Origin of the sequence: Methylobacterium amylolyticum (assembly GCF_030700245.1) — a bacterium.
In the GTDB taxonomy this organism is placed as follows: Bacteria; Pseudomonadota; Alphaproteobacteria; order Rhizobiales; family Beijerinckiaceae; genus Methylobacterium.
Genome location: NZ_JAUYZI010000019.1, coordinates 70,734 through 91,157, shown reverse-complemented (window position 1 = coordinate 91,157; position 20,424 = coordinate 70,734). Strand labels below are relative to the sequence as shown.

General features: G+C 68.3%; 20 protein-coding genes and 1 tRNA gene. 14 read left to right on the top strand and 7 right to left on the bottom strand.

The features are described 5' to 3' along the window. Window positions 1-31: 31 nt before the first annotated feature. Window positions 32-1,282, bottom strand: a complete 1,251-nt coding sequence (locus Q8W71_RS15195; RefSeq protein ID WP_305526219.1) for a CaiB/BaiF CoA transferase family protein — start codon at window positions 1,280-1,282, stop codon at window positions 32-34. A gap of 136 nt (window positions 1,283-1,418) precedes the next feature. Between Q8W71_RS15195 and Q8W71_RS15190 the strand changes: the two genes are divergently transcribed. After that, window positions 1,419-2,114: a nitroreductase gene (locus Q8W71_RS15190; protein ID WP_305526218.1), complete on the top strand. Its 696-nt coding sequence runs from the start codon at window positions 1,419-1,421 to the stop codon at window positions 2,112-2,114. Between the two features lie 11 nt (window positions 2,115-2,125). On the opposite strand, the gene Q8W71_RS15185 is transcribed toward Q8W71_RS15190, so the two are convergent. Genes Q8W71_RS15185 through Q8W71_RS15175 form a run of 3 tightly spaced genes read right to left on the bottom strand, consistent with a single transcriptional unit; the run spans window position 2,126 to window position 4,966 of the window. Continuing rightward, window positions 2,126-2,815: a GntR family transcriptional regulator gene (locus Q8W71_RS15185; protein WP_305526217.1), complete on the bottom strand. Its 690-nt coding sequence runs from the start codon at window positions 2,813-2,815 to the stop codon at window positions 2,126-2,128. A 7-nt stretch (window positions 2,816-2,822) separates the two neighbouring features. Then, window positions 2,823-4,046, bottom strand: coding sequence for a CaiB/BaiF CoA transferase family protein (locus Q8W71_RS15180; protein ID WP_305526216.1), 1,224 nt, complete (start codon window positions 4,044-4,046; stop codon window positions 2,823-2,825). Between the two features lie 44 nt (window positions 4,047-4,090). Further along, complete coding sequence (locus Q8W71_RS15175; protein WP_305526215.1) at window positions 4,091-4,966, bottom strand: beta-keto acid cleavage family enzyme; 876 nt, start codon at window positions 4,964-4,966, stop codon at window positions 4,091-4,093. 233 nt (window positions 4,967-5,199) lie between these two features. On the opposite strand from Q8W71_RS15175, the gene Q8W71_RS15170 reads away from it, so the two are divergent. From Q8W71_RS15170 to Q8W71_RS15145, 6 genes are all read left to right on the top strand, one after another. After that, complete coding sequence (locus Q8W71_RS15170) at window positions 5,200-6,201, top strand: ABC transporter substrate-binding protein (RefSeq protein WP_305526214.1); 1,002 nt, start codon at window positions 5,200-5,202, stop codon at window positions 6,199-6,201. Further along, window positions 6,198-7,061, top strand: a complete 864-nt coding sequence (locus Q8W71_RS15165; protein ID WP_305526213.1) for an ABC transporter ATP-binding protein — start codon at window positions 6,198-6,200, stop codon at window positions 7,059-7,061. Before Q8W71_RS15170 ends, Q8W71_RS15165 begins: the two co-directional genes overlap by 4 nt. Beyond that, window positions 7,058-7,807, top strand: a complete 750-nt coding sequence (locus Q8W71_RS15160; protein ID WP_305526212.1) for an ABC transporter permease — start codon at window positions 7,058-7,060, stop codon at window positions 7,805-7,807. Before Q8W71_RS15165 ends, Q8W71_RS15160 begins: the two co-directional genes overlap by 4 nt. A 177-nt stretch (window positions 7,808-7,984) precedes the next feature. Further along, window positions 7,985-8,647: an ABC transporter permease gene (locus Q8W71_RS15155; protein ID WP_305526211.1), complete on the top strand. Its 663-nt coding sequence runs from the start codon at window positions 7,985-7,987 to the stop codon at window positions 8,645-8,647. Between the two features lie 32 nt (window positions 8,648-8,679). Then, window positions 8,680-9,555, top strand: coding sequence for an HpcH/HpaI aldolase/citrate lyase family protein (locus Q8W71_RS15150; RefSeq protein ID WP_305526210.1), 876 nt, complete (start codon window positions 8,680-8,682; stop codon window positions 9,553-9,555). A 295-nt stretch (window positions 9,556-9,850) separates the two neighbouring features. Continuing rightward, window positions 9,851-10,129, top strand: coding sequence for a helix-turn-helix domain-containing protein (locus Q8W71_RS15145; protein WP_305526209.1), 279 nt, complete (start codon window positions 9,851-9,853; stop codon window positions 10,127-10,129). A 165-nt stretch (window positions 10,130-10,294) separates the two neighbouring features. Here the strand turns inward: Q8W71_RS15145 and Q8W71_RS15140 are convergent. The 3 genes from Q8W71_RS15140 to Q8W71_RS15130 all read right to left on the bottom strand — a co-directional run bounded on the left by Q8W71_RS15140 (window position 10,295) and on the right by Q8W71_RS15130 (window position 11,898). Then, window positions 10,295-10,381 (bottom strand) — tRNA-Leu (locus Q8W71_RS15140). 35 nt (window positions 10,382-10,416) lie between these two features. After that, a complete protein-coding gene (locus Q8W71_RS15135) occupies window positions 10,417-11,625 on the bottom strand; it encodes an FAD-dependent monooxygenase (protein WP_305526208.1) in 1,209 nt (402 codons plus the stop codon). Window positions 11,626-11,640: 15 nt separating this feature from the next. After that, window positions 11,641-11,898 carry a zinc-finger domain-containing protein gene (locus Q8W71_RS15130; RefSeq protein ID WP_305526207.1) on the bottom strand — a complete coding sequence of 86 codons (258 nt, stop codon included), beginning with the start codon at window positions 11,896-11,898 and terminating at the stop codon, window positions 11,641-11,643. Window positions 11,899-12,099: 201 nt separating this feature from the next. On the opposite strand from Q8W71_RS15130, the gene map reads away from it, so the two are divergent. The 7 genes from map to Q8W71_RS15095 all read left to right on the top strand — a co-directional run bounded on the left by map (window position 12,100) and on the right by Q8W71_RS15095 (window position 20,333). Further along, the gene (gene map / locus Q8W71_RS15125) at window positions 12,100-12,930 is read left to right on the top strand and encodes a type I methionyl aminopeptidase (RefSeq protein WP_305526206.1); all 831 of its coding nucleotides are present in this window, start codon (window positions 12,100-12,102) and stop codon (window positions 12,928-12,930) included. Window positions 12,931-12,936: 6 nt separating this feature from the next. Beyond that, entirely contained in the window at window positions 12,937-13,713 is a 777-nt protein-coding gene (gene radC, locus Q8W71_RS15120) for a RadC family protein (protein ID WP_370875417.1), read from the top strand. Window positions 13,714-13,858: 145 nt separating this feature from the next. After that, window positions 13,859-15,295, top strand: a complete 1,437-nt coding sequence (locus Q8W71_RS15115; RefSeq protein WP_305526205.1) for a circularly permuted type 2 ATP-grasp protein — start codon at window positions 13,859-13,861, stop codon at window positions 15,293-15,295. A 62-nt stretch (window positions 15,296-15,357) separates the two neighbouring features. Further along, window positions 15,358-16,305 (top strand): alpha-E domain-containing protein, encoded by a 948-nt coding sequence (locus Q8W71_RS15110; protein WP_305526204.1) that lies wholly within the window; start codon window positions 15,358-15,360, stop codon window positions 16,303-16,305. An 85-nt stretch (window positions 16,306-16,390) separates the two neighbouring features. Further along, window positions 16,391-17,218, top strand: a complete 828-nt coding sequence (locus tag Q8W71_RS15105) for a transglutaminase family protein (RefSeq protein ID WP_305526203.1) — start codon at window positions 16,391-16,393, stop codon at window positions 17,216-17,218. Window positions 17,219-17,283: 65 nt separating this feature from the next. Beyond that, the gene (locus Q8W71_RS15100; RefSeq protein WP_305526202.1) at window positions 17,284-18,033 is read left to right on the top strand and encodes a peptidase; all 750 of its coding nucleotides are present in this window, start codon (window positions 17,284-17,286) and stop codon (window positions 18,031-18,033) included. 98 nt (window positions 18,034-18,131) lie between these two features. Continuing rightward, a complete protein-coding gene (locus Q8W71_RS15095) occupies window positions 18,132-20,333 on the top strand; it encodes an ATP-binding protein (RefSeq protein WP_305526201.1) in 2,202 nt (733 codons plus the stop codon). Window positions 20,334-20,424: the final 91 nt, after the last annotated feature.

Sequence of the window (20,424 nt, the reverse complement as noted above, 5' to 3'; positions counted from 1 at the left end):
GGGCCCTGTGTGAGGTCTCGCGGCACGGCGCCTACTCCGCCGCCGCCCGGCCGGGCTCGGGGAGGTCGATCCCCGCGGCGGCGAGCTCGTCCTCCGTGTAGCCGAGCTGGTCGATCAGCACCGCGCGGTTGTGCTCGCCGAGCCGCGGTCCCGGCGCAGCGATCGCCCCGGGCGTGCGCGACAGCTTGCCGACGACGTTCTGCATCCGCAGCGGCCCGCCGAGTTCGGGATCGTCCAGGGTCACGATGTTCTCGCGCGCGCCGATATGCGCGTCGGCCACGATGTCGGCCACCGTGTTGACCGGCGCTGCGGTGGCGCCGATCTCCACGAAGCGGGCGAGCAGGTCGTCCCGGTCGAACCGCTCGATCGCGGCCTGGAGATGCTCGTCGAGCACCGCCGCGTTGACGAGGCGGGCGCGGTTGGTCGCGAAGCGCGGGTCGGCCACGAGATCCGGCACCCCGAGCGCGTCGCAGATCCGCACGAAGGTCGATTGCGCGCTGCCGGCGATCGACACGTACTGCCCGTCGCGCGTCCGGTAGGTGTTGCGCGGCGCGGTGAACGGCAGCCGGGAGCCCGAGCGCTGCTGGACGAGGCCGAGCTGGTCGTAGTTGACGACCTGCGGCCCGAGCAGGGTCAGCAGGGTCTCGTAGATGGCGAGGTCAATCACCTGGCCCCGCCCGCTGCGCCGGGCCTCGTGCAGCGCCGTCACGGTGAGGAACGCGGCCATGAGGCCGGTGGTGGAATCGGCGAGCCCGAAGCCCGGCAGGAGCGGCGGCCGGTCCGGCTCGCCGTTGATCGCCACGAAGCCGGCATAGGCCTCCGCCAGCGTGCCGAAGCCCGGCCGCATGCGGTGCGGGCCGGTCTGCCCCCAGCCGGTGACCCGGGTCATGATCAGCCGCGGGTTGATCGCGGCGAGCACGTCGTAGCCGAGCCCCCACTTCTCCAGGGTGCCGGTGCGGTAGTTCTCGACGATCACGTCGACGTCCTGGACGAGGCGCTTGACCGTCTCCGCGCCGAACGGCGTCCGCAGGTCCAGGGTGATCGACCGCTTACCCCGGTTCAGGACCTTGTAGTACAGCCCGACCCCGTCGCGGTTCTCGCCCCAGTGCCGGACCTCGTCGCCGTGCTGCGGGCGCTCGACCTTCAGCACGTCCGCGCCGAAATCGGCGAGGAACATCGAGCACATCGGTGCGGCCAGGAAATTCGAGACGTCCAGGACCTTGAACCCGGCGAGAGGCTTCCCGCCGTCCTGGACGCCGTCGACGTCAGGGATATTACTCATGCGTTTCCTCGCTGCGCATCCGATCTAGCGCCGGAATACGCAATTCATGCCTGCAAAACTTCCGTAACGACGGTATGTCCTTTTACGAGATCCGACAAGCGCCTCCCGATCGGCGGCGCGCGGAACGGAGGCGCGGATGGCCCGGGATGCGGCGGTGGGTTTCGAGGCGGTGGCGGGGGCGATCGAGGGCCGGCGCAGCGTGCGCGGCTTCCTCGACCGGCCGGTCGAGCCGGCGCTGGTCGAGCGGCTGCTGGCGCTCGCGAGCCGGGCGCCGAGCGGCAGCAACATCCAGCCGTGGAAGCTGCACGTGCTGACCGGGCCAGCGCTGGCGCGCCTGACCGCCGCCCTGTCGGCGGCCCATTTCGCGGGCGAGCCGGAAGCGCGGGAGTACGAATACTATCCGCGGACGTGGCGCGCGCCCTATCTCGACCGCCGCCGCCGGGTCGGCTGGCAGCTCTATGAACTGACCGGCGTCGCGCGCGGCGACCGGGAGGCTTCGCTGCGGCAGCGGGGGCGCAATTACGCCTTCTTCGGCGCGCCGGTCGGCCTCGTGTTCACGATCGATCGCGACCTCGAACAGGGGAGCTGGCTCGACTACGGGATGTTCCTCCAGACCCTGATGATCGCGGCCCGGGCTGCCGGCCTCGACACCTGCCCGCAGGCGGCCATCGCGAGCTATCCAGGGATCGTGCGCCGCGAGGTCGGCGTGCCGGAGGACGAGACGGTCGTGTGCGGGATGGCGCTGGGCTACCGCGACCCGGACGAGCCGGCCAACGCCCTGCACTCCGAGCGCGAGCCGGTCGCGGGCTTCGCGACCTTCCACGCGGCCTGAGCCGGAGCCGGTCATTCGGCGGCTCCGGCGAGCTCGGGGGCGGGGTGGAGGGAGGCGCGGATGTCCTCCCCCGCCACGGTGACGTGCTCGCGCATCAGGAACTCGGCCCGCACGCCCTGGCGGGCGACGATGCAGTCGCGGATGCCCCGGTGGTGGTCGTTGTACTTGCGCAGCAGCGCTGGGTCGTAGGAGGCGAGCACCGGCGGGTAGACCGACGGGATGCGCTGCACGGTCTGCAGGGTCGGGGCGATGAACCGGTTGTCGGCGCTCTCGATGATCGTGCGGTGGAAAACCGCGTTGTGGGTGCGCCACGCCTCTCGGGCGCCGTCGTCGAGCGCCTCGTCGGTGGCGAGCACCCGTGCCACCGTGTCGATGGCCTCGGCGATCCGGCGCAACGCCTCGTCGGACAGCCCCCGCTCGGCGGCCTTGCGGGCGGCGAGTCCCTCGATCAGCGCCCGCATCTCGAAGGCGCCCGCGATGTCGCCGGGGTCGAACGGGCGCACCACGTAGCCGCGGTTCGGGCTGTAGGCGAGCAGCCCGTCCTTCTCGTTGGCGGCGAGCGCCAGCCGCACGGGGGTGCGCGAGGCGCCGAACATCTGCGCGAGCTGGACCTCGCGCAGGTGCTGCCCCCCGCGGAACTCCCCCGCGAGGATCATGTCGCGCAGCCGTGCGCTGAGCGCCTGGGCGATCGGCTGGGTCATCGGGAACCTAGACGATCCCCCGCGCGCGCAGGTCCGCAATCCGCTCCGGGCTGAGGCCGAGCCACGCGCCGTAGACCGCCTCGGTGTGCTCGCCGAGGCGCGGGCCCAGCCAGCGCACCGCGCCGGGGGTGCCGGTCAGCGTGGGCACGACGTTGGGGATGGCGATCTCGCCGACCCGCGGATCCTCGACTCGTAGGATGTTGCCGCGGGCGGCGTAGTGCGGGTCCTCGAAGATCTCGTCGATCCCGTAGACCGGACCGCAGGGCACCTCGGCGTCCGAGCAGCGCTTGAGCGCCTCGTCGCGGGTCATCGTCGCGGTCCAGTCGGCGATCATGCCGTTCACCGCCCCCCGGTTCTTCAGGCGGGCGCCGTTGGTGGCGTAGCGCGGGTCGTCGATCAGGTCCGGCCGGTCCATCAGGCGGGCGAGACGCCCGAAGATGCGGTCGTTGGTGCAGGCGATGGCGATCCAGCGCTCGTCCCCGGTCGGGTAGTGGCTGTGCGGCACGACGATCGGCGTCTCGGCCCCGTCCCGGCGGCGCACGTAGCCGCCCTTCTGGAACGCCGGGGCGACCTCGTCGAGGATGCGGAAGATGCCGTCGTAGAGCGCGACGTCGATGACCTGGCCCTGTCCGTCCCGGTCGCGGGCGCGCAGGGCGAGCTGCGCCGCGTAGGCGCCGAACAGGCCGGCCATGTAGTCCGACAGCGTCGCCGAGCCGGGCTGGGCCGGCGGCCGGTCGGCCTCCCCCGACAGGAAGGAGATGCCGCCGAAGGCGTTGGCGATGCGGCCGAAGCAGGGCCGGTTGGCGTAGGGGCCGGTCTGCCCGTAGCCGGAGATGCGCAGCAGGATCAGGCGCGGGTTGACCCCCGACAGCACGTCCCAGCCGAGCCCCCACTTCTCCAGGGTGCCGGCCTGGAAGTTCTCGCAGACGATGTCGGCCTTGGCGACGAGGTCCTTGAACAGCGCCACGCCCTCGGGCTTGCGCAGGTCGAGGGTCACCGAGCGCTTGTTCCGGGCCTCGCTCAGCCACACGAAGGTGTCGCCGGCCTCGCTCGGCGTGCCGAGCCGGCGGGCGTGGTCGCCGACCTCGGGAAGCTCGATCTTGAGCACCTCGGCGCCGTGCTCGGCCATCAGGGTCGCCGCGAAGGGGGCGGCGATGAAGGTGCCGATGTCGAGCACCTTGAGGCCGGCGAGCGCGCCCTCGCGGGGGGAGTTGGCCTGATCCTCGCTCATGTCCTGTCCTCGAATCCGATGTCCGAATGGGGGTCCGATCGCCGTCAGCGCGGGCCGAGGCCGAGGATGCGGCGCGCCTCGTCGGGCGTCGCGACCGCGCGCCCGCAGGCGCGGGCGATCTCGACGATCCGTGTCACGAGCTCGGCGTTCGTCGGGGCGCCGAGCTCGGCGTAGGTGTGGTCGCCGATGCCGATCGAGACGTGGCCGCCGAGCTGGATCGCCTGCGCGGCGGTGGGGAACAGGTTGCCGGGCTTGGCCGAGACGGACCAGACGATGTTGCGCGCCGGCAGGCAGTCGAGATAGGCGCGCAGGCCCGCGGGGGTCGGCGGGTGGGCGCCGAACTGGCCGCCGCCGCTGTGGATCAGCAGGGCGAAGACCGGCTCCGGCAGCAGGCCCATGTCCACGAACGCCTCGATCGTGCGGACGAACGGGATGCTCCAGCAGGCGATCACCGGGCGCACGCCGGCCTCGGCGAAGGTCTTGAGCAGGAAGGTCAGCGTGCGGGTCGAGTTGACGTAGGCCTTGTCCTGCGAGGTGTAGGCCCGCTTCTCGACATCGTAGATGTCGATGTTGGTGCTGCCGAGATCGACCGAGCCGAAATCCGGCCGCAGGCCGTCGGCGGCGAGCCGCGGGATGTGCGCCACCCGGGCCTCGTCGCCCTGGACGGTGATCTGCCCCAGCGTCGGGTGGACGATCAGGCCGCTCGCCTCCCGGATCGCGCGGATCGAGTCGCGGTAGCGCTCGTAGGCGTGGGCGGGCGCTCCGTCGTCCTCGCGGGCGTGGAAATGGATCATCGAGGCCCCGGCCGCCTCGACCGCGGCGGCGTCGCGGCCGAGTTCCGCGGGCGTGAACGGCACGTGCGGGTTCACGTCGCGGGGCATGTACTCGTTGGCGCGCACCTCGATGATGAGCTTGTCCATCGCCGTCCCGCGCTTCCGCCCCCCGCGCGGCTCGTAGCGGCCGCGTCGGTCCGTTTGCATGCAATCCCACCTTACGGGCGCGGATGCAAGGTGGTTGACCCTCACGCTGACGGCCTTCTGCTTCCCTATTGCATGCAAAAGGCGGGCGTGGCAGGCTCACTGGAACGGCGGCGAACACGTGCTTCGCCGCGCGACCGCGGGCAAGCGCGGCGCGGTCTCCACGGGAGGGAGCGATGCTCACAGGCTGGCGCCGCACGGCTGCCGTCACGCTCGCGCTGGGCGCAAGCCTCGCGACGGGCCCGTCCGGCGCGGCCGAGATCACCGTCACGCATTACGGCGTGTCGATGTACGGCGTGCCCTACGCGGTGGCCAAGGCCAGCGGCGCCTTCAAGGCGGCCGGCATGGACACGCCGGGCTTCCTCACCTCGCAGGGCGGCGGCACGAGCGTGCGCAACGCGCTGGCCTCGGAGCTGCCCTACGGCGAGGTCGCCACCTCCGCCGCCATCGCCGCGATCAAGCAGGGCCTGCCGATCAAGATCGTCAACTCGGCGGTCAACACCGTGGGCGACATCCTCTGGGTGGCGCGCAAGGACGACGAGCGGGTCAAGCGCCCGGAGGATCTCGCCGGCCTGACCGTCGGGTACTCGTCGCCCAAGGGCGGGACCGACACGGTGCTGTCGGAGATCATCCGGGTCACCGGCGTCAAGGTCGACAAGCGGGCGGTGGGCGGGGTCGGCCCGAGCCTCACCGCCCTGCGCGAGAAGGGCGTCGACGTCGCCTGGACGCAGGAGCCGATCTGGAGCCGCGACAAGGACCAGTACCGCCTCGTCTTCAACTCGGCGGACTTCATCCCGAAGATTTCGCAGACGGTGGGCATCGTCCGGGCCGACTATCTCGCCAAGCATCCCGACGTGATCCGCGCCATCATCGAAGCGCGCCGCCGCGGCGTGGACGCGGTCTACAAGGATCCGGGCGCCGCCGCCGACATCGCCGCCGCCGAGTTCCGCATCGATCCCAAGGTGTTCCGCGAGGCGATCGACAACGTGAGGACCGTCAAGGGCGTCGATTACTGGAGCCGCGGCGACATCGACTACGAGGGGCTGGAAACGTCGCTGCGGGTGTTGCAGAGCGTCGGAGCCGTGGACGACAAGCCGATCGACTGGGCGAGCGTCGTGTCGGAGGTCGCACTGCCCGACGACCTGAAGCGCAAGGCCGGGGCGCAGGTCGGACGATGACCGGCGGCGCGGCCCTCTCCCGCCCGGAGCCCGCGCGGACGGGGGGCTCGGCCGCGGGGGCGGCGGGCGCCGCGCACGTGCGCGTGCGCGGCCTGACGCGGGTCTATCCGGGCGCGGGCGGCCGCCCGCCACTGAAGGCGCTGGGGCCCCTCGACCTCGACCTCGCCCCGGGCGAGTTCTTCTCGGTCGTCGGACCCTCGGGCTGCGGCAAGTCCACCCTGCTCGACGTGCTGGCCGGCCTCTCGGCGGCGAGCGCGGGAAGCGTCAGCTTCGAGGGGCGCGCGGTCACGGGGCAGGTCCCCGACGGGGTCGGCGTGGTGTTCCAGGAGGATTCGAGCTTCCCCTGGCTCAGCGTGTTCGACAACGCCGCCTTCGGCCTGCGCCGCTTGAAGACCCCGGAGGCGGAAGTTCGCGCCCGGGTCGCGGAGGCGCTTGGGCTGATCGGCCTGTCGGGCTTCGCCGACGCCTTCCCGGCGCAGCTCTCCGGCGGCATGCGCCAGCGCGTCTGCATCGCCCGCACCCTGGTGATGCGCCCCCGCCTGATCCTCCTCGACGAGCCGTTCGGGGCGCTGGACCAGCAGACCAAGCTCCTGATGGGCGACGAATTGCTGCGGCTGTGGCGGGAGACCGGGGCGACGATCCTGCTGATCACCCATTCCCTCGACGAGGCGGCGCTCCTGTCGGACCGGATCGGCGTGATGTCGGCCCGCCCCGGCCGGTTCATCGATCTGATCGAGACCGGCTGGGACCGCGAGCGCGACAGCCGCATCGCCGCCGACCCGGGCTTCGGTGCGATCACCGCGCGGATCTGGTCGCAACTGCGCGAAGAATCCCTCAAGGCGATGAGGGCGGCGCCGTGAGCCGGGCGGGTCTGATCCGGACGGGGGTGATCGTCGCGGCGCTCGCCGCGCTCGAAGCCGCCTGCCGCACCGGCCTGATCGACCGCTTCAGCCTGAGCCCGCCGAGCGAGATGGCGATCTCCGCCGCGCGCATCCTGGCCTCGGGGGAGTACACCCGGGACATCCTGGCGACCTTCGCCACCGTCGCGGCGGCCGCAGCCCTGTCGATCGTCGCGGGCTTCGGCCTCGGCGTGGTGCTCTACCGCTTCCCGCGCCTGAAGCGGGCCGCCGACCCGTTCCTGGCGAGCTACTACGCGGTGCCGTCGTTCATCTTCTACCCGCTGTTCATCGTGCTGTTCGGCCTCAACCGCTGGCCGCTGGTGGCGGTGGCCTTCGTGTTCGCGGTCGTCGCCATGGCGATCGCCTCCGTCGACGGCTTCCTCAGCGTGCGGCCGATCCTGCTGCGCACGGCCGCGAGCCTGCGGCTCACCCGGGCGCAGACCCTGCGCCACGTCATCCTGCCCGCGGCGGCGCCCTACCTGTTCACCGGCGTCAAGCTCACCGTCGTCTACGCCTTCATCGGCGTGGTGGCGGGCGAGTTCATCCTGTCCGGTTCGGGCCTCGGCTACCGGATCGCTTTCGCCTACCAGAGCTTCGAGACGGCGACGATGTACGGCCTGATGCTGATCCTGCTCACGGCCGTGGTGAGCGTGAACATGCTGCTGTGGGCCCGCGAGCGGCGCCTGCACGCCCGGCTGACGCGCTAGCCCCTTGTTTTCACATCATCTTTTCCGAAAGCCGGTGACCACCGTTCGGGACGATGCTCTGGGGAGGCTGCTCTGACCCTTTCGCCCAGGCGGTTCTCCGCGCCCCTCGACACCGTCCTGCTGGTCGTCGCCGCGGCGATCCTCTGGGCGCTGACGGCGCGTCTCGTCGGGCCGCAGGTGCTGACCGGACCTGTCGAGACCCTGACCTATCTCGGCGGGCTGCTCGCCGACCACGAGTTCCAGCTCGGCGTCTGGGAGACCGCCCGCGCCTTCGGCCTGGCGCTCGCGATCGCCTGGGGCAGCGGCCTCGTCATCGGCCTGCTGCTCGGGGCCCACCGCCTCACCGGCGAGGTTGCCGAGCCGATCCTGACCGCCCTGTACTCCGTGCCCAAGATCACCCTTTACCCGGTGATCCTGCTGTTCTTCGGCCTCGGCCTGTCGGCGCGGGTGGCGTTCGGCGCGATCCACGGGGTCGTGCCGGTGGCTCTGTTCACGATGGCCGCGGTGCGCGGGGTGCCCCCGGTCTATTTCCGCACCGCGCGGTCCCTGCGGCTCGGCCCGGTCGCCACCGCCCGCCACATCCTGCTGCCGGCCTGCCTGCCGGGGATCGTCTCCGGCCTGCGCATCGGCTTCTCGCTCACGCTGCTCGGGGTGCTGATCGGCGAGATGTTCGCCTCGCAGCGCGGCCTGGGGCACATGGTGATCCGGGCGATGGAGACGAACGACGTGCGCCTCCTGATCGCGCTCGCCCTGTTCCTAGTCGCCGTGGCGACCGGCGCGGGCGCGCTGCTGCTCGCCCTCGACCGGCACGTCGGCCGGCGCGGCGCCGGGCCGCGCTGAGCCGGCGCCCGCCCGACTGGAGACCTGAACGGATGTCCCTCTACCGCTCGTTCCTGTTCGCGCCCGGCAACCACGCCCGGCGCACGGAGAAGGCCTTGGCGCTCGGCGCCGACGCCGTGATCCTCGACCTCGAGGATGCCTGCCCGGCGGCCGAGAAGGTCGCGACCCGCGAGACCGTGGTCGCGGCGTTGCAGAGGCCCCGCGCGTCGAAGGGCTACATCCGGGTCAACCCGATCTCGACCGAGTACGGCTACGGCGACATCGTCGCCTGCGTGCGCGCCGGCGTCGACGGGCTGGTCATCCCGAAGATCGAGCGGGCCGACGAGATGCGCACCGTCGAGTGGCTCGTCCGGCAGATCGAGCGCGAGCAGGGCCTGACGCCCGGCGGCCTCGACCTCATGCCGATTCTCGAGACCGGGCTCGGTCTCGCCAACGCCCGGGCCATCGCCGAGGCCGGCACGCGCGTGAGGCGCCTGAACTTCGGGGCGGGCGACTTCACCCTCGACGTCGACCTCGCCTGGACCGCCGACGAGGCCGAGTTCGCCCCCTATCGCGCCGCCCTCGTCCTCGCATCCCGGGCGGCCGGCCTGGAGCCGCCGGTAGACACCGTCTGGGTCGCCCTGCCGGACACGGACGGGTTCGCGCGCTCGGCCGCGCGCGCCCGCGCCCTGGGCTTCCAGGGCAAGCTGTGCATCCACCCCGATCAGGTCGCCGTGGTACACGCGGCCTTCACGCCGGACGCCGCGCAGGTCGCCCGGGCGCAGAAGATCGTGGCGGCGTTCGAGGAGGCGGAGCGCACCGGCTCGGCCGCCATCCGGGTCGACGGGCAGTTCATCGACTACCCGTTCCTCTACAAGGCCCGGCGCGTGCTGGCGGCCGCCCGCGCCGCCGGGGTCGTGGGCGCCTGAGGAGCGCCCGTCATCCCTCTCCCACAGGGCGCCCCGGGGCCGGATCGGCGCAGCCCTGCGCTCGCGCGATCCGGCCGACGCGCGCGACAGGGTCGCGAACGACCTGTGCGACCCGCGCGACGGGCCGGCGAAGATCGCCGGCCTGGGAGTCGATGCGCAGTCGATGGACCACCCGGTGGACACGTGCCCGAAGGGCGACGATCCCGACCCCGATTGCCGTCCGCATCGCGGGCGCCGCTTGAATCCTAACCGGTGTTGGCGCTTCATGGCGACCGCACAGGCAGAGGCCGCTTCGATGCCCGACGAACCCATTATCAAGTCTTCCGACATCGCGGCGGCCCTGAAGCGCATCCGGAAGAGGCTCGGCTACAGCAAGAAGGAGATGGCCGGGAAGCTCGGCCTGCGGCGCGGCAAATATGCCTGCCTGGAGGCCTCGACGAAGGCCTGCACGATCCTCCACCTGATGGCTGTCCAGAGATTGACCCTTCAGGAAGCCAAGGTCCGCGAGGACAACCAGTTCCTGTCCAAGACCATCCGCGAGGAGGTCAAGGCGGTGGCGACCCGGCCGCTCTGATCGCCGCGGTCTGTGGCCGAGATGGGTCCCGCCGCGCGACGCGCCGCTGCGCGCGGCGGGATCTGCATGCGGCGGCGATGTCTTCGAGGCCAGATCGGCCGCGTCGATACCGCGGCCGCCGCGAAGCCAGCCTCTCGCCGGGATCGTGGCCGCCATTCAAGGGTTTGGTGCGGACGGCGGGACTCGAACCCGCACGGCCTTGCGGCCGCAAGATTTTAAGTCTCGTGCGTCTACCGGTTCCGCCACGTCCGCTCGGGTGAGAGCGGTAGCCGCGCGGGCGCGCGGGATCAAGCCGGTGGCGTCCAGCCGTAGAGCCACGCGTAGCGGTCGCGCATCCCGTCCGGGCCGAGGCGGCCCATCACCGCGTCGCGGGCGAGCCCGAGGAGCGGGCCGGCGTGGTAGGTCCGGCCGTTGGCGCGGGCTGCGCGCTGCACCCGCCGGGCGCGGGGGGCGCGGGCGGCGGCGTAGGCGGCGAGCGCCGTCGGCACGTCCGCCGCCTCCGCGAGGTGGCGGCGGAGCACCGCGGCGTCCTCGATCGCCAGCGCCGCGCCCTGCGCGAGGTAGGGCAGCATCGGGTGTCCGGCATCGCCGAGCAGCGCGACCCGGCCCCGGGCCAGCGGACGCGCCACCGCCCGGTCGGCGAGCGACCAGACCAGCCAGGAATCGGGCACGGCCAGCAGCGCGCGCATCGGCGCCGCGCAGTCGCGCAGGTGCCCGCGCAGCACCGCGGGCTCGCCGAGCCGCCCCCAATCCTCGTCGCCCACCGCCTCGGGCACCACCGCCACGACGTTGACGAAGGCGCCGTCGCGGATCGGGTAATGCACCACGTGCCGGCCTCGGCCGAGCCACAGCCCCGTGGCCGGCCCCGCGCATTCGGGCGGCGCCGCCTCCCGCGGGACCAGCGCGCGCCACGCCGCCGCCCGGCCCGGCCGCAGGGGCGCGGGGTCGAGGTGGCCCCGCAGGCGCGAGCGCAGGCCGTCGGCGCCGACCACGAGATCGAAGGACAGCGTCTGCGCCCCCGTCCCGCTCTCCAGGGTGAGGTCCGCGCGCTCCGGCGTCTCGGCGAGCCCGGTGACCGAGCGGCCCATCATCAGGCGGATCGCTGGCCGGGCGCGGAGCGCGTCGAGGAGGAGCGTCTGAAGGTCGGCCCGGTGGACGACGTAGTAGGGCGCCCCGAAGCGCGTCCGGGCGGCGGCCCCGAGCGTCACCCCCCCGATCCGGCGGCCGGAGGCGAGCGCCCGCACCTCGACGCCGGTCGGCTCGCTCGCCGCCCGGCGCAGGGCCGCGCCGAGGCCGAGTTCGAGCAGGATCCGGCTGGCGTTCGGGGAGAGCTGGATCCCGGCGCCGACCTCGCTGAAGCCGGTGCGGCGCTCGATCACGGTGACGGCGTGGCCTGCATCCGACAGCGCCAGCGCCGCCGCGAGGCCGCCGATGCCGGCCCCGACGATTCCGATCTCCAGGGGGTGCTCCAGGGCGTGCTGCGGTTCGGTAGGCACCGGATGCGGGCGGGCCTACTCCGCGGCGAGCTTGGCGTCGTCGTGCCAGACGCAGGCCGGCGGATCGGCGTCGCCCGCCTTCAGGCCTGCCCGGTAGCGGTAGAGGGTCGAGCAGTACTGGCAGATGATCTCGGTCTCGGCGCCCATGTCGAGGAACACGTGCGGGTGGTCGAACGGCGGCAGCGCGCCGATGCACATGAACTCCTTCACGCCGACGTGGATGACCGCCACGCCCGGCTCGTTGTGGAAGTGCGGAACCGCCTTGCCTGCCATCTGGCCCTCGCTGACCCCATGCGGGGCACCCGGTGCACGCTTATGCCGCCCGGCCCCCGGCCCGCGCAACCCTCGCGACCCACGCCCCGGAGCCCCGCGCCGCGGGACGCTTGGCCTGCCGCCCGGCGCACCGTACATAAGTCCCGGCGACGGGGCGACGACGATCCCGGCCGACGCCCCGAGAACGACGCAAGATCCGCGATGATGCAGCAGGAACAGGCGAGCGCGCAGGCCCAGCGCCGCGCCCCGGAGCCGCCGATCCACGGCCCCGAGGATTTCGTCGGCATGCGCCGCGCCGGCCGCCTCACCGCCGAGGCCCTCGACCTGCTGATGGAGGCGACGCAGCCCGGCGTCACCACCGAGGCGCTCGACAAGCTCGCCTACGAGTTCGCCATGGACCACGGCGCCTACCCGGCCTCGCTGCTCTACCGCGGCTACCCGAAATCGATCTGCACCTCGATCAACCACGTGGTCTGCCACGGCATCCCCAACGACAAGCCCCTGCGCGAGGGCGACATCGTCAACCTCGACATCTGCCTGATCCTCGACGGCTGGCACGGTGATTCGAGCCGCATGGCCTATGTCGGCGAGGTGCCGCGCAGGGCGCAGCGCCTGTGCGAGATCACCTACGAGGCGCTGATGCGCGGCGTCGCGGCGGTGAAGCCCGGCGGCTCGACCAACGACATCGGCCGCGCCATCCAGACCTTCGCCGAGGCCGAGCGCTGCTCGGTGGTGCGCGATTTCTGCGGCCACGGGCTCGGGCGCAGCTACCACGACGCGCCGACCATCCTGCACTACGTCGAGGCGAGCTACGACGTGCCGCTGAAGCCCGGACAGTTCTTCACCATCGAGCCGATGATCAACCTCGGCCGCCCGGCGGTGAAGGTGCTCGGCGACGGCTGGACGGCGGTGACCCGCGATCGCTCGCTCTCGGCCCAGTTTGAGCACACGGTCGCCGTGACCGAGACCGGCGTCGAGATTTTTACCGAGTCGCCGAAGGGCCTTCATCAGCCCGTCAACCCCGCGGCCTGACCCGCCGTGCCGCGGCCTCCCGGAGACGTCGAGGCGGGGCTGTTCGCGGAGAGCGCCGCGCCCGCCCCGATCGCGGCGCCTCCACCGACCGCCCTTCCGGCCTCGAAGGAGCCGCCGCACTATCACGGCCACCGGGACCGGCTCCGGGAAAAATTCGCCGCCGCCGGCGGCGAGGCGCTTCCGGACTACGAACTCCTCGAACTCGTCCTGTTCCGGGCGATTCCCCGCCGGGACGTGAAGCCGCTGGCCAAGGCGCTGGTGCGCCGCTTCGGCAGCTTCGCAGAGGTGGTCAGCGCCGAGCCGGCCCGTCTGATGGAGGTCGAGGGCATTGGCGCGGGCGTCGTGTCCGACCTGAAGCTGATCGAGGCCGCCGGGCGCCGGCTCGCCCGCGGCGCGATCCGCGAGCGCGAGCTGCTGACCTCCTGGGCGGCCCTGTCCGAGTACCTGCGCGCGACCATGGCCTTCGCACCGCGCGAGGAGTTCCGCGTGCTGTTCCTCGACAAGCGCAACCACCTGATCGCCGACGAGGTGCAGGGGCGCGGCACCGTCGACCATACCCCCGTCTACCCCCGCGAGGTGGCGCGGCGGGCGCTGGAGCTGTCGGCCACCGCGATCATCCTCGCCCACAACCATCCGTCCGGCGACCCCGCGCCCTCCACCGCCGATATCGCGATGACCCGCGAGATCGTCGCTGTGCTGGCGCCGCTCAGGATCGTGGTGCACGACCACGTGATCCTCGGGCGTAACGGTCACGCCAGCCTGAAAGGGCTGAAGCTGATCTGACGCGCCGCGCCGCCTTGAGCGATGTCGGCACTCCGCTAAGCCCTGTAGTTCTTCCGACGCCCGACACGCCGAACGGCGGCGGGCTCGGATCGACCCGGTGGCGCGTGTCTTGCCTCGGGACGGGCGGTGAGGGAGTGAGACGGACATGGCGCTGACCGCCTTCGACGAGATGAACGGCCTCGGCGGCGGGACCGACCCGGCCGCGATCCGCGAGGCCTACGGCCAGCTCAAGTCGTGGCTCGACGCGACTCCGCCCGAGCACTTCAACACCCGCCGCAGCCAGGCCGAGCTGCTGTTCCGGCGCATCGGCATCACCTTCGCGGTCTACGGCGACACCGAGTCGACCGAGCGGCTGATCCCGTTCGACATCATCCCCCGGGTGATCACCCGGCCGGAGTGGGATTTCCTGGAGCGGGGGCTGAAGCAGCGGGTCACCGCCATCAACCTGTTCCTGAAGGACGTCTACGGCGCGCAGGACTGCATCAAGGCCGGGATCATCCCCGCCGACCTCGTCTACCGCAACGCCCACTACCGCATGGAGATGCGGGCGTTCCGGGTGCCGCACGACCTCTACGTCCATGTCGCCGGCATCGACATCGTCCGCACCGGCGAGAAGGACTTCTTCGTCCTCGAGGACAACGCCCGGATCCCGTCGGGCGTGTCCTACATGCTGGAGAACCGGGAGGTGATGCTGCGGCTCTTCCCGGACCTGTTCTCCAAGCACCGGGTCGCGCCCGTGGAGAACTATCCCGACGCCCTGCTCGCGACGCTCCGCAGCCTCGCGCCGGGCTCGGCCACCCGCGACCCGACCGTGGTGCTGCTCACCCCCGGCCGCTACAACTCGGCCTTCTACGAGCACTCGTTCCTGGCCGACAAGCTCGGCGTCGAGCTGGTGGAGGCCTCCGACCTCTTCACCAAGGACGACGTGGTGTACATGCGCACCACCGAGGGCCCCCGCCGGGTCGACGTGATCTACCGCCGCCTCGACGACGACTTCCTCGACCCGCTCGTGTTCCGGCCGGACTCGGTGCTGGGCGTGCCCGGCCTGATGAACGCCTACGAGCGCGGCTCCGTGACGCTCGCCAACGCCGTCGGCACAGGCATCTCCGACGACAAGGCCGTCTACAGCTACATGCCGGATCTGGTGAAGTTCTTCACCGGCGAGGAGCCGATCCTGCACAACGTGCCGACCTATCGCTGCCGCGAGAAGGACGCGTTCGCCTACGTGATGGACAACCTCTCCGAGCTGGTGGTCAAGGAGGTCAACGGCTCGGGCGGCTACGGCATGCTGGTCGGCCCGCACGCCACCAAGCGCGAGGTCGAGGAGTTCGCCAAGCGGCTGCGCCACGCCCCCGACGGCTTCATCGCCCAGCCGACCTTGTCGCTCTCCACCTGCCCGACTTTCGTCGCCTCGGGCGTCGCGCCCCGCCACGTCGACCTGCGGCCCTTCGTGCTCTGCGGCGCCGACGAGATCCGGATCGTCCCCGGCGGCCTCACCCGGGTCGCACTCAAGGAGGGCTCGCTTGTGGTCAATTCCAGCCAGGGCGGCGGCACCAAGGATACCTGGGTGCTCGACGCCTGACCGACCGCCGCGAGGATCTCCGCTCCGCGGCCGACGGGCCCGGACGACTGGGTTGAAAGAGCATGCTCTCCAGGACCGCCGACAACCTCTACTGGCTCTCGCGCTACGTCGAGCGCGCCGATTTCGTGGCGCGCATCCTCGACGCCGCCCACCGCCTCGCCTCGCTGCCGACAAGCTACGGCGGCGGCGAGACCAACGAGTGGGAATCGGCGCTCGCCTCGGCCGGTGACCCGGACGCGTTCCGGCTGCACTACAGCGCGGTCAACGCCGACACGGTCTGCGACTTCCTCGCCTTCAGCCCGCACAACCCGTCCTCGATCCGCTCGTGCATCGAGGCGGCCCGCGAGAACGCCCGCTCGGTGCGCACGGCGCTCACCACCGAGATGTGGGACGCGATCAACGGCGCGTGGCTGGAATTGCGCAACTACGCGGGCCGCGAACTCAGCCGCGACGAGTTCGGCCGCTTCCTCGACTGGGTGAAGACCGTCTCGCTGACCTACGACGGCTCGGCCTTCCGCACGATGCTGCGCAACGACGCGTTCTGGTTCACGCGCCTCGGCACCGCAATCGAGCGGGCCGACAACACCGCCCGCATCCTCGACGTGAAGTACCAGATCCTGCTGCCGCACGACGAGCGGGTCGGCGGCAGCCTCGACTACTTCCAGTGGACGACGATCCTGCGGGAGGTCTCCGCCTTCAACGCCTATCATTGGGTCTACCGGGAGAGCGTGAAGCCGCTGCTGGTGGCCGACCTGCTGATCCTCAACAAGCAGATGCCGCGCTCGTTCGCCAACTGCTACGGCGTCATCGTCGAGTATCTCGACCTGATCGCCGACGCCTACGGACGCCGGGGGCCGAGCCAGCGGCTCGCCGGCAACATGCTCGCCAAGCTGGAGAGCGAGGACATCGACCGGGTGTTCGCCACCGGCCTGCACGAGTTCGTCGAGGCGTTCATCGGCGAGAACAACGGGGTGGGCGAGGCCATCGCCAAGCAGTATCTGGTCGGCTGATTTTCCTTGGGACTCGGACGGGGTGGGTCCGGCGGGCGCGGTCGCGCGGCCGTTCTCCCCCGCGATCGAAGCGACGGGCAGGCGCATGCGCATCCGCGTGGTCCACGAGACCATCTACACCTACGAGCAACCGGCGCGCGGCCTGATCCAGGTCCTGCGCCTGACCCCGCGCGACCACGACGGCCAGCACGTGCGGCGCTGGCGGATCGACACCTCCGTGGACGGGCGGCTGACCGAGCGCGAGGACGGCTTCGGCAACGTGGTCCACTGGTTCACGCCGGACGAGCCGTCGGACGCGCTGGTCATCCGTGTCACCGGGGAAGCCGACACCGACGACACCCACGGCGTGGTGCGCGGTGCGGTGGAGCGCCTGCCCGACCAATTCTACCTGCGCGACAGCGACTTCTGCGCCGCCTCGCCCGAACTGAACGCGTTCGCCGAGGCGACGGCCCGCACCGGCGATCCGGCACCGCTCTCGGTGCTGCACCGCCTGATGGGCGCGGTCCACGAGGCGGTCGCCTTCGAGCCGGGCCCCGCCACCGCTTCCGTGCCGGCGGGCAAGGCTTTCGGGGCGGCCAAGGGCAATTGCCAGGACCTCGCCCACGTCTTCATCGCGGCCGCGCGCCACGTCGGCATCCCCGCCCGCTACGTCTCGGGCTACCGCTCCCCCGGCGCCGGGGAGGCGGAGATCGAGGCACCGCACGGCTGGGCCGAGGGGCTGGTGCCCGGCCTCGGCTGGGTCGCCTTCGACCCGGCCTTCGATGTGAGCCCGGCGGACGGCTGCATCCGCGTGGCGGTCGGGCTCGACTACCTCGGCGCCGCCCCGATCCGCGGCAGCCGCACCGGCGGCGGCACCGAGACGCTGGACGTGAAGCTGCGCGTCGAGCAAGGCAGGGCCGCCGCCCAATCCTAGTGTTTGGGACTCGGGCGTCGCGGACGGCCGAACCCTCCGCGAGAGCGCGAAGAGAGCCCGTAGCCATGACCTACTGCGTCGGTGTCCTGGTCGAGGACGGTCTCGTGATGGTTGCCGACACCCGCACCAATGCGGGGCTCGACGACATCTCGACCTACCGCAAGCTCCACCACTTCAACGTCCCCGGCGAGCGGGTGATGATGCTGGCCTCGGCCGGCAACCTGTCGATCACCCAGTCGGTCCTCAGCCTGCTCCAGGAGGGGGTGCCGGGCGAGGAGGGCGAGCCGGCGCAGAGGCTCGTCGAGGCGCCGACGATGTTCCAGGCGGCCCAGCTCATCGGCCGGGCGATCCGCCGGGTGCGGTCGATCGAGCAGAAGGGCTTCGAGGCGGCCAGCATCCGCTTCTCGATCTCGCTGCTGTTCGGCGGCCAGATCGGCACGGAGCCGATGCGGCTGTTCCTGATCTACTCGGCCGGCAACTTCATCGAGTGCTCGACCGACGCCCCCTTCCTGCAGATCGGCGAGCACAAGTACGGCAAGCCGATCCTCGACCGGGCGGTGAAATTCCAGACCGACCTCTACGACGCCCTCAAGGTCAGCCTCGTGTCGATGGACTCGACCATGCGCTCGAACCTCGGCGTCGGCCTGCCGATCGACATCGCACTCGCCCGCCGCGGCGCCCTCGTCCTGGAGGTGAATCACCGGATCGAGGCCGGCGAGGGCTACTTCCACGACCTGCGCGAGCGCTGGTCGGCCGCGCTCCGGGCCGCCCACCGGGCGATACCGCGCCCGCCCTACGGGCCGGCGCCGACCTGATTATTTTGGGGCGATTATGCACTTTCCATAGCAAAGACTGCGTCATTTCCCGTGTGGGCGACCGCCCACTTTGCGCTGTGGCTCCTAGGAGATAGGCTATGAACGTAGCCTACCGACTGCGCCTAGGGTACGTCATGGACCGGATCAAAATCGAACTTGAGAACTGCTACGGGATTAGGTCCCTCAAGCAGACTTTCGATTTTTCTCAGAGTCGTGCTTACGCTTTGTACGCGCCAAACGGCGCTATGAAGTCGTCATTTGCCGAAACGTTCAATGACCTCGCTAATGGGCGCCGGTCACAAGATCGCATTTTCCCCGACCGCCAAACCGTCCGAAGCGTCTTGGACTCAACTGGCAAGGAGTTGAAGCCTGAGTCGATCTTGGTCGTCAAACCATACGACGAAGAACTTGGCCACACTGAAAAAACTTCTACTCTTCTAGTCGATGCGAATCTGCGCAGAGAATATGCTCGGTTAGACTCTGAGATTGAAAGTTCAAAAGCGAATCTGATCAATCTTATTAAGCAGCAATCCGGTTCGAAGAAGGATATTGAACAGGAAATATCCTCCGCCTTTACGCGAACGTCAGACAATTTCTACAATGCTCTTGTACGAATTAGGACTGAAGTTGACGCTCAAAAAGAAACTCCTTTTGCAAGCGTAGCTTATGACAAGATTTTCGACGATAAAGTTTTGGCTGCGCTGAACACAAAGAACTTGAAATCTCTTGTCGAAGACTACGTACACAGGTACAACAACCTTCTTGATGCCTCAACATATTTTAGACGCGGCACTTTTGATTATTACAATGCAGGCGAGATTGCTAGAAGCCTCGCCGCCAATGGCTTTTTTAGTGCTAAGCATACAGTAAAACTGAATGCGAATGGCAAAACGGTCGAAATATCAACCGAAAGAGAGTTAGAACAGATTATTGCTGGAGAGAAAGAGGCGATCTTAACGGACAAAGATCTTAGAAAAAAGTTCGATGATGTAGCTAAAGCGCTGGCAAAAAACGTCAACCTGCGTGATTTTGTGCAGTATATGCAGGATAATGTAACACTGCTATCTCATCTCATAAACCTCGAAAAATTTAAGGAAGATATTCTGAAGTCATATCTTCGGGCAAATTATGAAGCTTATACAGAATTAATGAAAAAATACTCAGACGCATTGCAGCGTAGAGGTGAGATTGAAGAGGAAGCCAGAAAGCAGCGCACATTATGGGAGCGAGTCATTGAAGAATTTAATAACAGGTTTTTTGTCCCCTTTAAGCTAGAAGCTAAGAACCGTATCGCAGTCATGCTCGGACAAAAAGCGATGATTGACTTGGGATTTGTCTATAAAGATGGATCAGATACGGTTGAAATTGGTCGCAAAGAACTTCTCAAAGCCTTGAGTACTGGCGAGAAGCGAGCATTTTATATTTTGAATGTCCTGTTTGAAATCGAAGCGAGACGCAAAGCGCAGCAAGAAACGCTTGTTGTTGTGGATGATATTGCTGACTCCTTCGATTACCAGAATAAGTACGCCATCATTCAATATCTTAAGGATATAAATGAGGGCGGTCTTTTTAAACAGATCATTATGACTCACAATTTTGATTTCTTTCGAACAATCGAGAGCAGATTTGTAAAATATAATCATTGTCTCATGGCGACAAAAGATTCGTCTGGCATAAAGTTGCAGCAGGCAATCGGTATTCGCAACGTGTTCGTTAAAGATTGGAAAGAGAACTTTGACAAAGACCCAAAGAAGAAAATTGCATCTATACCGTTTGTTCGCAACCTCGTAGAGTATTGTGAGGGTGAGAACGACGAAAAGTTTGAAAAACTAACGTCTCTTCTGCATTGGAAGGCCGATACTACCTCCATAACAGTCGGAGAACTGGACAGAATTTATCACGATGTCTGTAAAAAGACGTGTTCATCCAACAATCCAAACGAAATTGTATATGATGTCATAGAGAAACAAGCCAAAAATTGTCTTGTCGCTCCAACCGGAATCAATTTTGAGAATAAGATTGTGCTTGCGATAGCCACCCGGCTCAAGGCCGAGCAATTTATGATCAGTAAGATTAAAGACAAAGCCTATCCAAGTACTATTACTCATAATCAAACTTATGCTTTGGCAGCTAGGTTTAAAAAAGATAATCCGAACTGGGGTGAAACAAGTACGCTCGACAGGGTATTGCTCATGACCCCTGAGAACATTCATTTAAATTCATTCATGTATGAGCCAATCGTAGACATGTCAGATGAACATTTGAAGAAATTATATACAGACGTTTACGCTCTCGCTTGATGGATTAATGGTATCGTCATGAGCAAGGAAAGCATTCTATCTGAAGGCGATGTTATCAAGCGCAGAGATGACGCAATACGCCGCGCGTTAA

Coding starts and splice junctions, on each gene's coding strand:
- map (WP_305526206.1), top strand. CDS start 12,100: ATGATGCAGCAGGAACAGGCGAGCGCGCAGGCCCAGCGCCGCGCCCCG.
- Q8W71_RS15100 (WP_305526202.1), top strand. CDS start 17,284: ATGACCTACTGCGTCGGTGTCCTGGTCGAGGACGGTCTCGTGATGGTT.
- Q8W71_RS15105 (WP_305526203.1), top strand. CDS start 16,391: ATGCGCATCCGCGTGGTCCACGAGACCATCTACACCTACGAGCAACCG.
- Q8W71_RS15195 (WP_305526219.1), bottom strand. CDS start 1,282: ATGAGTAATATCCCTGACGTCGACGGCGTCCAGGACGGCGGGAAGCCT.
- Q8W71_RS15095 (WP_305526201.1), top strand. CDS start 18,132: ATGAACGTAGCCTACCGACTGCGCCTAGGGTACGTCATGGACCGGATC.
- Q8W71_RS15190 (WP_305526218.1), top strand. CDS start 1,419: ATGGCCCGGGATGCGGCGGTGGGTTTCGAGGCGGTGGCGGGGGCGATC.
- Q8W71_RS15115 (WP_305526205.1), top strand. CDS start 13,859: ATGGCGCTGACCGCCTTCGACGAGATGAACGGCCTCGGCGGCGGGACC.
- Q8W71_RS15145 (WP_305526209.1), top strand. CDS start 9,851: ATGCCCGACGAACCCATTATCAAGTCTTCCGACATCGCGGCGGCCCTG.
- Q8W71_RS15165 (WP_305526213.1), top strand. CDS start 6,198: ATGACCGGCGGCGCGGCCCTCTCCCGCCCGGAGCCCGCGCGGACGGGG.
- Q8W71_RS15170 (WP_305526214.1), top strand. CDS start 5,200: ATGCTCACAGGCTGGCGCCGCACGGCTGCCGTCACGCTCGCGCTGGGC.
- Q8W71_RS15110 (WP_305526204.1), top strand. CDS start 15,358: ATGCTCTCCAGGACCGCCGACAACCTCTACTGGCTCTCGCGCTACGTC.
- Q8W71_RS15150 (WP_305526210.1), top strand. CDS start 8,680: ATGTCCCTCTACCGCTCGTTCCTGTTCGCGCCCGGCAACCACGCCCGG.
- Q8W71_RS15175 (WP_305526215.1), bottom strand. CDS start 4,966: ATGGACAAGCTCATCATCGAGGTGCGCGCCAACGAGTACATGCCCCGC.
- Q8W71_RS15180 (WP_305526216.1), bottom strand. CDS start 4,046: ATGAGCGAGGATCAGGCCAACTCCCCCCGCGAGGGCGCGCTCGCCGGC.
- Q8W71_RS15130 (WP_305526207.1), bottom strand. CDS start 11,898: ATGGCAGGCAAGGCGGTTCCGCACTTCCACAACGAGCCGGGCGTGGCG.
- Q8W71_RS15185 (WP_305526217.1), bottom strand. CDS start 2,815: ATGACCCAGCCGATCGCCCAGGCGCTCAGCGCACGGCTGCGCGACATG.